Below are 770 nucleotides of genomic sequence, written 5' to 3'. Positions count from 1 at the left end.
TGACGGCGCTGGGCATGGCATGCTCCTGATCTGGACACGCGCCCATGTCGCCGTACTCTCCCGTCCCTTGCAATTGGCCGAAAGGTCAGAGTACGGGAAGATCATGCCAAACACGTCCGGCCCCCTCGTCGTCGCCCTCCTCTACGACGGCCTCTGCACCTTCGAGTTCGGGATCGTCGCCGAGGTCTTCGGCCTCGCCCGCCCTGAGATGGGCGAGGGCTGGTATCGTTTCGCCAGTTGCGCGGTCGAGGACGGGCCGCTGCGTGCCCATGGCGGGTTCTTGGTGACGCCCGAGTACGGCATCGACCTTCTCGACCAAGCCGACATCATCGTCGTCCCCGGCTGGAAGGGTGCGAACGAGCTCGTACCCGGCAATCTGGTCGATCGCCTCCGCCAAGCCCATGACCGTGGTGCGCGGCTTGCGTCCATCTGTTCGGGCGCGTTCGTTCTGGCTGCGACGGGCCTCCTCGACGGTGGCACGGCAACGACGCACTGGCGCTACGCGAAGGCGCTGCGAACGAGGTTTCCCGCCGTTGCGGTGGACGATGCCTCGCTCTACCGCTCGCACGGGCGCATCCTCACCTCGGCGGGGAGCGCTGCCGGCATCGACCTCCTGATCGACATCGTCCGGCAGGACTTCGGCATGGAGGCCGCCAACTCCGTGGCACGGCGGCTGGTGATGCCGGCCCACCGCACCGGCGGGCAGGCGCAGTTTCTGGAACGTCCTGTTCCCGCGCGCCACCAGTCAGAGATCGCGCCGCTGCTCGACC

1 protein-coding gene is annotated in these 770 nt (G+C 67.7%); it reads left to right on the top strand.

All coding sequences use genetic code 11. The annotated features are described in order from the left end of the window. Positions 1-103: 103 nt before the first annotated feature. A partial coding sequence (locus AUL36_RS12435) for a DJ-1/PfpI family protein (protein WP_062221179.1) occupies positions 104-770 on the top strand: 667 nt, incomplete at its 3' end.

Source organism: Aureimonas sp. D3, from assembly GCF_001463805.1.
GTDB classification, from domain to species: domain Bacteria; phylum Pseudomonadota; class Alphaproteobacteria; order Rhizobiales; family Rhizobiaceae; genus Aureimonas; species Aureimonas ureilytica_A.
Note: the sequence above shows the minus strand (reverse complement) of the source record. Positions and strands in the feature narration are given on the sequence as shown.